The following is a 9,113-nucleotide window of genomic DNA, read 5'->3' as shown; positions in this document are numbered from 1 at the left end:
TAAACTACGGGGCGCAGGTGGCGTCGTCGGGGGGGCCGGCGGGGCCGGCCCCCCCCCCGCGGCTCCGCGGCACATGCAACACCCCCCCCCCCCCCCCCACCACCGGGCCGCAGCCGCAGAACAGTCCTCACGCGGTCCTCGGCGTCGACGCATGGCGTTCCAGGAACGCCGACACCCCCGAAGCCCGCCGGTGAGGCGACAGCACCCTCGCCGTCGCCGCCAGCATCGTGCGGATGCGGGACGACTGGACCTCGCCCAGCAGCTCCAGCACCCGCAGCCCCGCCGCCGCACCCTCGTCGGGGTGGCCGCCGCGAGCCAGGTCGTCGGCGAGTTCGGCCGTGTACAGCGCGATGTTGCGGGTGAAGTGCGGGTCCTGGAGATCCGCCGCGCGCCGCGCGTGCCTGGCCGCCCGGCGCCAGTCGCCCAGCGTGGACCAGCACTGCGCCTCCAGTCCCGCCAGCTCGGCCTCGCCGTAGAAGCTCATCCACTCGGGGTCGGCGTCCGAGAGGCCTCGTTCGAAGTAGGCCTGTGCGCGGGCGAGGGCCTGCTCGCACCCGGTGCGGTCGGCGAGCCCCGCCCAGCCGCCCGCCTCGCGCAGTGCGAGCAGCGACATGAGCCGGGCCGAACCCAGGGGCCGGGCGACCCGCTGCGCGGCCTGCGCGGCCCGCACCGCCTCCCGTGGCCGTCCCGCGTCGCGCGCGAGGAAGGCGGTGTTGCAGAAGGCGTGCGCCTCCAGGGCGTCGTCACCGGTCACCCGGGCCGTCGCGAGCGCCTCCGCGTAGTGCGAGCGGGCATCGTCGAACCGCCCGGAGTCGTGCGCGAGCCAGCCCACCGAGATGGCCAGTTCACCGGCGCCCGAATGCAGCCGCTCGGCGGTCGTCTGCCGGGTCGCGCCGGCGTCCAGGAGCGCGTAGGCGGCGCGCAGTGGAGCCGCCGCGCGCTGGTACAGGCCGTCCGCGCCGTGCCGGTCGTCGAGCAACCGGATTCTGCGCACGGCTTCCTCCAGGGCACCCGCCTCGCCCGCCCCCGCGCGGCGGACCGGCCCTGTGGCGGCCGTGGCGTCGAGGGCGAGCCCGATGGGGGCCAGTGAGGCGGCGGCGACCGTGGCGCCACCGCCGGTCATGAATGCGCGACGCAGCACGTCGCTCTCCTCGTAGTCGTCGTACGTCTCGTCGGGATCCTGCGTGTCCTGCGTGTCCTGCATGTCCTGCGTGTCATACGGCTCGTAGGTCCCCTCTGTCTCACTCGTGGTGCGCGCCCGGCGTCCGCGGACGGATGCGCGGGAGGCGAATCCCAGGTCGGTGAGCGCGCGGCCGGGGAACATGTGGAGGAACACCCGTTCGTACGCGTAGTTGGGGCAGCGGATCTCGCCCGCCTCGACGCGGCCCACATAGCGTGCGTCGCAGCTGACGCTCTCGCCGATCTCGCGCGCGGCCCGTCGCACCATCGCGGCGAACTCGGCCGGCGAGCGCTGTCCGCGCAGACGCCGGAACGCGAGGTTCGGCTGCGGTGGTGTGGGGGACTGGGACGAGGTCACCATTGACGACGCCATGGCCGGGTCCTCTCGTGCGAACCGTCGAACCATGCCGGAGGTGGGGCGAGTTGACTGGTTTGTCAGTGTGACGCCCTGTTTCCGGCGGGCATGAACGTACCTGTTGTGTCCGGGTCGCCATGCGGGGTTTGGCTACAAACCGGATATCTCATCCGAGATCCGCCATGAACTGCCATCCTTTGCGGCGGACTTCCGCCGTAGCCGTTGACGCGGTCGCGCGTTGAATCTCTCGGAGTCGGACGAGGGTTCCTTGATGGAGGCCGCGATGGAGATCAGCCAGAGCGTCGATCCGTGTACGCCGGTGTCGTGCGACGTGGTCACGGTGCCGACGCGACACGGCCTGGAGGCCGTCGACATCCTGCGACGGGGGGTGGGTGAGGGGGTGGGTCCCGTGCTGCACGACGACGGCGGCCAGACCCTGGGGTTCCTGGTGCCGCCGGGGACGGCGGCGGGCTGGGACATGCCGGGGAGCACGTGCACGGAGACCGACGGCCGGGGTCTGCGGTTGGCGCCGGAGCCTCCGGTGGCGGGATCGGACTGGCTGCTGCCACCGGGAGACGCCGACCTGGCGACGGACCCGGCGGTGCTGCGGGCGGCACTGGACGAGGCGGCGAGACTGATCGAGGCCGCGGACAACTGCCGTTGACCGGGGGCCGTCGGCCCTGACCGGCCCGCGGGCGCGGGACGGCCTCGCACCGCGGATAATGGCGTAGTGGGCAAGTCGAAGAACGCTCGCCGTGGGAACGCGGCCCCCGAAGCCGTCGTGGAACCCGTCGACGGCGGTCTCGCCGAGCTCATCCCCGACCGCGAGCGCACACACGCGTGGACGCTGCTCGTCGACGGCGCACCGCAGTCCCACGTCGACCTGGACGACCCGACCCACCTCTCCTTCGAATACCAGCGCAGACTCGGCCACGTCATCGACCTCGCCGCACCCCCCGGCAAGCCCGTGCACGCCGTGCACCTCGGCGGCGGCGCGTTCACCCTCGCCCGGTACCTCGCCGCCACCCGCCCCCGCTCCACCCAGCAGGTCGTCGAGCGGGACGCGGCCCTGGTCCAACTGGTCAGGCGGAAGCTCCCCCTGGAGCCGGCCGCGCGGATACGGGTGCGCTCCGTCGACGCCCGCGAAGGACTCGCCAAGGTCGCCGACGGATGGGCCGACCTCGTCATCGCCGATGTGTTCAGCGGAGCCAGGACCCCGGCACATCTGACCTCCACCGAGTTCCTCGACGAGGTCCGAAGGGTGCTCGGGCCGGGCGGTTTTTATGCCGCCAACCTCGCCGACGGGCCGCCGCTCGCCCATCTCCGCGGCCAGATCGCCACCGCCGCCGCCCGCTTCCCCGAACTCGCCCTCATGGCCGATCCGACGGTCCTGCGCGGCAAACGCTTCGGCAACGCCGTCCTGGTCGCCTCCGACACCCCCCTGCCGATCGCGGAACTGACCCGCCGCGCCGCCTCCGACCCGCACCCCGGCCGCGTCGAACACGGCAGGGCGCTCCTCGACTTCACCGGAGGGGCCGTACCCGTGACGGACGCCGAGGCGGTGGCCTCCCCGGCGCCGCCCCCGTCCGTGTTCAGATGACCGGTTGAGTCAGTAGGTACCGATCTCCACCCGCGGCGGGCCGTCGTGCCAGGTGCAGAACACCGACACCCGGTCCGCGCCCGAGGCGAACTCCACCCGGATCCACGACTCCGTCTTCCACACCTGCATCGACCACCCCGTGCCCGGCGTCGCGGACACCAGGGTCGCCGACTTCTCGCCCAGGTCGAAGACCGCGCGGCCGCCGTCGGTGTCGTAGCTCCTGACCCGACCGGAGGCGGTGGGGGAAGGGCTCTTCGAGGGCGTCGGCCTCGCGGTCGTGGCACTCGGCGTCGCTGACGGGCTCTTCGACGGGGCCGCCCGACCGGTCCGCGTCGGCGTCGACGACGTCAGCGGCTTCGACTCCTGCGTGGTCGCGTCGGCCGCCGTGATGGGCAGCGCGCGCGGCGGATCGTAGGCCGTGCCCGCCATGACCGTGTGGACACCCCACCACGACAGCGTGACCGCCGCGCCCGTGGCGAGCAGCCAGGCCAGTACGTGTACGAGTCCTCTGCGCATCGCCCGCCATACTGCCTCACGCGTCCCACCGGCCGCACACGGACAGAGTTGTCCACAGGCCCCGACCGCGCTCGCCCGAATCGCGTACGGTGCGGCGCATGGCAAGTGTGCTCGTGGTCGAGGACGACCAGTTCGTCCGCTCGGCGCTCATCCGGCACCTGACCGACGCGGCCCACACCGTGCGCAGCGTCGGGACGGCGCTGGAGGCGCTGCGCGAGGTCGCCCATTTCCGTTTCGACGTGGTGATCCTGGACCTCGGTCTGCCCGATCTCGACGGGTCCGAGGCGCTGAAGATGCTGCGCGGCATCACCGACGTCCCGGTCATCATCGCGACCGCCCGGGACGACGAGACGGAGATCGTGCGCCTGTTGAACGCGGGGGCGGACGACTACCTCACCAAGCCCTTCTCGGTCGAGCACCTCTCCGCCCGGATGGCCGCCGTCCTACGACGGTCCCGGGGCGCCGGAGGTGACGCACCGTCCGAGACCGTGCTGCGGGTCGGCGGCCTGAGCGTCGATCCGCTGCGTCGCCAGGCCGAACTGGACGGCGTCCGACTCGACCTCACCCGCCGCGAGTTCGACCTGCTCGCCTTCCTGGCCGCCCGGCCCGGGGTGGTCGTACCCCGCAAGGAACTCCTCGCGGAGGTCTGGCAGCAGTCCTACGGCGACGACCAGACGATCGACGTCCATCTGTCCTGGCTCAGGCGCAAGTTGGGGGAGACGGCCGCGCAGCCCCGTTATCTGCACACCCTGCGGGGCGTCGGCGTGAAGCTGGAACCACCGGGCGGGGGGCTGCCGTTGTGAGATGGGCTCTGGTCAAGGTCTGCCTGGCGGTCACCACCATGGTCGTGGTCGCCTTCGCCGTCCCGCTCGGCCTCGTCATCAAGGAGATGGCCCGGGACCGCGCGTTCTCCAACGCCGAGCGGCAGGCGGCCGCCGTCGCTCCGGCCCTGTCCATCACCACCGACCGCGACCAGCTGGAGCGTGTCGTCGCCTCCGCGGGCTCGGACTCCGGGATGGCCGTCCACATACCGGCGAGCGCGGGCCGGCGGGGCGTGGACATCGGACGGCAGCGGTCCGCCGCCGACGACATCGCGACCGTGCGCAGGCTGGGCCGCGCCTCCACCAGCGAGGTGCCCGGCGGCTCCACCCTGCTCCAGCCGGTCGCTCTCAGCTCCGGCGAGATAGCCGTCGTCGAGGTGTACGTCCCCGAGTCCGAGGTGAGCAACGGCGTCGCGACCGCCTGGGCGGTCCTCGCGGGCGTCGGCATCGCGCTGGTCGTCGGCTCGGTCGCGGTCGCCGACCGGCTCGGCGTACGGATGGTGCAGCCCGCGCAGAAACTCGTGGAGGGCGCCCATGAGCTGGGGGAGGGGAAGCTGGGGTCGAGGGTGCCGGAGGAAGGGCCGACCGAACTCAGGCTGGCGGCGGTCGCGTTCAATTCCATGGCCGACCAGGTCGTCCAACTGCTGGCGAACGAACGGGAGCTGGCCGCCGATCTGTCCCACCGGCTGCGCACCCCGCTGACCGTGCTGCGGCTCAACGCGGCCTCGCTCGGGGAGGGTCCGGCCGCCGAGCAGACGCGGGCGGCGGTCGCGCAGTTGGAGCGCGAGGTCGACACCATCATCCGTACCGCCCGGGAGGCCAAGCCGCAGACCGCGGCCGCCGGGCCCGGCGCCGGGTGCGACGCGGCCGAGGTGGTCCGGGAGCGGATGGGTTTCTGGTCCGCGCTCGCCGAGGACGAGGGCCGCAAGTGGCGGGTGGCCGGCACCGAGCGGCCGGTGCGCATACCCGTGGCCCGGGCCGACCTCGTGGCCGCCCTCGACGCCCTGCTCGGCAACGTCTTCCGGCACACCCCGGAGGGCACGGCCTTCGCGGTCGACGTGCACAACGGCGAGGACGCGGTGATCATGCTCGTCTCCGACGCCGGCCCCGGCATCCGCGACCCCGAGGCCGCCATGGCACGCGGGCGGGGGTCCGGCAGCACCGGATCGACCGGGCTCGGCCTCGACATCGTGCGGCGGCTCGCCGAGGCGACCGGCGGGGACGTACGGATCGGGTCGTCGGTCCTCGGCGGCACCGAGGTGCGGATCTGGATCCAGCTGAACGGGCGGGAGCCGGTACGCCGGGGACACCGGGTGCGCAGACGCCGTACGCGCGGATTGGTCTCGACCTTTAACCGGTCCCGATCCCTTCCTTAAGCGCGCCCTAAGATCCTCAACGCCCGCCCTGATCAGGTCATTTGCCCGATTCCGGATCGCTAGCGTGCCGCGTCATGAGCATCCATCGGCGCAGAGTGAACGGCAGGAACAAGGTGATCGGCGGGCTGGTCGCCGCCGCCGTCGTGGGGACCGGCGCGGTCCTGTTGAGCGGTACCGCCCAGGCGGCCGGGATCGGCGCCGCGTACACGAGGACGAGCGACTGGTCGACGGGATACACCGCGCAGTACGTCGTCACCAACAACAGCGGTGCGGCGGAGAAGGACTGGAAGCTGGAGTTCGACCTGCCGGGCGGGTCCACGCTCGGTTCCCTGTGGAACGGGGAGGCCGGGGTGAGCGGGCGGCATGTCACGGTGAAGCCGCCCCGGTGGGACACCGACGGGCTGGCCGCCGGTGAGTCGGTCACGGTCGGGTTCGTGGTCAGCGGCACGGGCGATCCCACGGGCTGTCTCATCGACAACGGCGACTGCTCCACCGGCCACAGCGGCACCCCCGCTCCCAGCTCGACCCCCACGCCGACCCCCACCCCCACGCCCACGAAGGGCACCGGCACCGACGCCACCGCCGGCTTCGCCCCCTACGTCGACACCTCCCTCTACCCCGCCTTCGACCTCCTCGCGAGCGCCGCGTCCACCGGCGTCAAGGACTACACCCTCGCCTTCGTCACCGACGGCGGCGGCTGCACCCCCAAGTGGGGCGGGGTCAGCGACCTGGCGAGCGACGCCGTGGCCGCGCAGATCGGCGCGCTGCGGGCGAAGGGCGGTGACGTCCGGGCCTCCTTCGGCGGTGCCTCCGGCTCCGAGCTGGCCACGACCTGCTCCTCGGCGGACGCGCTGGCGGCGGCGTACGGCAAGGTCGTGGACGCGTACGGCCTCACCAAGGTCGACTTCGACGTGGAGGGCGGGGCACTGCCGAACACGGCCGCGAACACCCGGCGGGCGCAGGCGATCGCGAAGCTCCAGTCGCAGCACCCCGGACTGGATGTCTCCTACACGCTCCCGGTGATGCCCGAGGGCCTCACCCAGGACGGCGTCGATCTGCTCGCGAACGCCAAGTCGAACGGCGTGAGGATCGACACCGTCAACATCATGGCGATGGACTACGGGCCCTCGTACAGCGCAGACATGGGCACCTACGCCGAACAGGCCGCCACGGCCACCCAGGCGCAGGTCAAGGGCGTTCTCGGGCTGTCGGACAGTGCGGCCTGGAAGGCGGTCGGCGTCACGCCGATGATCGGGGTCAACGACGTGGCCTCGGAGATCTTCACGGTCGAGGACGCCACCCAGCTCGTGGCCTTCGCCAAGGCGAAGGGGCTGGGCCGGCTGTCGATGTGGTCCGCGACCCGGGACAAGCAGTGCTCCGGCGGTGCGAAGCCCTCCGCCGACGCGAGCTGCAGCTCGATCGTCCAGGACGCGCTCGCCTTCTCGAAGGCCTTCGCCGCCTACAACTGAACCCGTCGCCGCCTACAGCTGAACCCGTCCGCGACGAGGCTCCTTGGTCACCGGTAGGCAGGGATGTCGGTCACGTTTCGACAAATCGGGCCGATAGCTATTGACGCATGACCTGACATAACGCTGTCATTGCGCCACCGTGTTCGGTCAAGTTGGTTTCTGGTCGATTACGACTGGTCTCCGAATCCCTCCATGACCGAACCCCTGCCTTCAGGAGCCGTCCATGCGTGACCTCTCGTCTTCCCTCCCCTCGCCCAGCCGTCGTGGTGTGCTCAAGGGGGTGGGTGGTGCCGCCCTCCTCGGCGCGGGCATCCCGTTGCTGTCCGCGTGTGGCAGCAGCGGCAGCTCCAGTGACCCGAAGACCGTGAGTCTGGGGTCGAACGCGTCGGACGCGGTGCCGAAGAAGGCGTTCGCCGAGATCTACGCGTCCTTCAAGAAGCAGTCCGGGATCGCGGTCGACGTGAACACCAAGGACCACAACACGTTCCAGGAGCAGATCAACTCCTACCTCCAGGGCACGCCGGACGACGTGTTCAACTGGTTCGCCGGCTACCGGATGCAGTTCTTCGCCGCGAAGAACCTCGCCTCCCCGATCGACGACGTGTGGGACAAGATCGGCGGGAACTTCCCGGACGCGATGAAGAAGCTGTCCAAGGGCGCGGACGGCAAGTACTACTTCGTGCCGCTGTACACGTACCCGTGGGCGCTCTTCTACCGCAAGAGCGTGTTCGCGCAGCACGGGTACGAGGTTCCGACCACGTGGGACCAGCTGGTCGCCCTGTCCAAGCAGATGAAGAAGGACGGCCTGGTCCCGATCGCGTTCGGCGACAAGGACGCCTGGCCGGCGATGGGTACCTTCGACCAGATCAACTTCCGCCTCAACGGCTACGACTTCCACGTCGAGCTGATGGCGGGCAAGGCCGCGTGGACCGACGCCAAGGTCAAGGCCGCCTTCGACCACTGGGCCGAGCTGCTGCCCTACCACCAGGACGGCTTCATGGGCCGCACCTGGCAGGACGCGGCGCAGACGCTGGTGTCCAAGAAGGCCGGCATGTACCTGCTGGGCTCGTTCGTGGCGCAGCAGTTCACCAACAAGGCGGACCTTGACGATCTGGACTTCTTCGCGTTCCCGGAGATCAACCCGGCGTACGGGCAGGACACCGTCGAGGCCCCCACCGACGGCTTCATGGTGTCCAAGGCGCCGAAGAACAAGGCCGGCGTGACCAAGCTGCTCGAGTACCTGGGCACCCCGGCGGCCGAGCAGATCTACCTCAAGGCCGACTCCAGTGTGGTGGCCGCCTCCAGCAAGGCCGACACCTCCTCGTACACGCCGCTGCAGAAGAAGGCGTACGAGATGATCTCGGGTGCCAAGAGCCTGACGCAGTTCATGGACCGCGACTCGCGCCCCGACTTCACCTCGACGGTGATGCAGCCCGCGCTGCAGAAGTTCCTGCAGAACCCCAAGGGCGTGGACAGTCTGCTGTCCTCGATCGAACGTCAGAAGAAGACGATCTTCGCGTCCTCCTGAGCTGAGCGGCTACATGACTACCGACACGAACATGAAGAGCCCGGAGGCGGCCGCGGTGCCGCCTTCGGGCCCTGCCCCTGTCACCCAGCGGGTCCCGCGGGGGCACAAGCGGCTGCTGACCCGGCGGGACCGCATCACGCTCGCCTTCATGGCCGGTGTGCCCACGGTCCTGCATGTGCTGCTGGTGTGGGTGACCGCGCTGGCCTCGATCGCGCTGGCTTTCACGAGCTGGGACGGCATCGGCTTCGGCTCCATCAAGTGGGTCGGGC

Annotated in this window: 8 protein-coding genes and 1 pseudogene; 7 read left to right on the top strand and 2 right to left on the bottom strand. The window is 71.0% G+C overall.

All coding sequences use genetic code 11. The annotated features are described in order from the left end of the window. Positions 1 to 127: 127 nt before the first annotated feature. Positions 128 to 1,552, bottom strand: coding sequence for a tetratricopeptide repeat protein (locus ACFVYN_RS37970; RefSeq protein WP_390006832.1), 1,425 nt, complete (start codon positions 1,550 to 1,552; stop codon positions 128 to 130). A 265-nt stretch (positions 1,553 to 1,817) separates the two neighbouring features. Here ACFVYN_RS37970 and ACFVYN_RS37965 point away from each other — a divergent pair, with 265 nt between their 5' ends. Beyond that, positions 1,818 to 2,198 carry a hypothetical protein gene (locus ACFVYN_RS37965; RefSeq protein WP_390006831.1) on the top strand — a complete coding sequence of 127 codons (381 nt, stop codon included), beginning with the start codon at positions 1,818 to 1,820 and terminating at the stop codon, positions 2,196 to 2,198. 66 nt (positions 2,199 to 2,264) lie between these two features. Continuing rightward, a complete protein-coding gene (locus tag ACFVYN_RS37960; RefSeq protein WP_390006829.1) occupies positions 2,265 to 3,134 on the top strand; it encodes a spermidine synthase in 870 nt (289 codons plus the stop codon). 9 nt (positions 3,135 to 3,143) lie between these two features. Here ACFVYN_RS37960 and ACFVYN_RS37955 read toward each other — a convergent pair whose 3' ends face one another. Continuing rightward, positions 3,144 to 3,650, bottom strand: a complete 507-nt coding sequence (locus tag ACFVYN_RS37955) for a hypothetical protein (protein ID WP_390006827.1) — start codon at positions 3,648 to 3,650, stop codon at positions 3,144 to 3,146. Positions 3,651 to 3,748: 98 nt separating this feature from the next. Between ACFVYN_RS37955 and ACFVYN_RS37950 the strand changes: the two genes are divergently transcribed. The 5 genes and pseudogenes from ACFVYN_RS37950 to ACFVYN_RS37930 all read left to right on the top strand — a co-directional run. Continuing rightward, positions 3,749 to 4,453 (top strand): response regulator transcription factor, encoded by a 705-nt coding sequence (locus ACFVYN_RS37950; protein ID WP_390006825.1) that lies wholly within the window; start codon positions 3,749 to 3,751, stop codon positions 4,451 to 4,453. Then, positions 4,450 to 5,847 carry a sensor histidine kinase gene (locus ACFVYN_RS37945; protein ID WP_390006823.1) on the top strand — a complete coding sequence of 466 codons (1,398 nt, stop codon included), beginning with the start codon at positions 4,450 to 4,452 and terminating at the stop codon, positions 5,845 to 5,847. The genes ACFVYN_RS37950 and ACFVYN_RS37945 overlap by 4 nt, the downstream gene beginning before the upstream one ends. A gap of 74 nt (positions 5,848 to 5,921) precedes the next feature. After that, positions 5,922 to 7,316, top strand: a complete 1,395-nt coding sequence (locus ACFVYN_RS37940; protein ID WP_390006821.1) for a cellulose binding domain-containing protein — start codon at positions 5,922 to 5,924, stop codon at positions 7,314 to 7,316. Between the two features lie 223 nt (positions 7,317 to 7,539). Beyond that, positions 7,540 to 8,844 carry an ABC transporter substrate-binding protein gene (locus tag ACFVYN_RS37935; RefSeq protein ID WP_390006819.1) on the top strand — a complete coding sequence of 435 codons (1,305 nt, stop codon included), beginning with the start codon at positions 7,540 to 7,542 and terminating at the stop codon, positions 8,842 to 8,844. 13 nt (positions 8,845 to 8,857) lie between these two features. Then, positions 8,858 to 9,113 (top strand): annotated as a pseudogene (locus ACFVYN_RS37930) (sugar ABC transporter permease); the annotation flags it as partial.

This window comes from Streptomyces sp. NPDC058307, assembly GCF_042880295.1.
Classification (GTDB): domain Bacteria; phylum Actinomycetota; class Actinomycetes; order Streptomycetales; family Streptomycetaceae; genus Streptomyces.
This window is presented reverse-complemented; position numbering and strand designations above follow the sequence as displayed.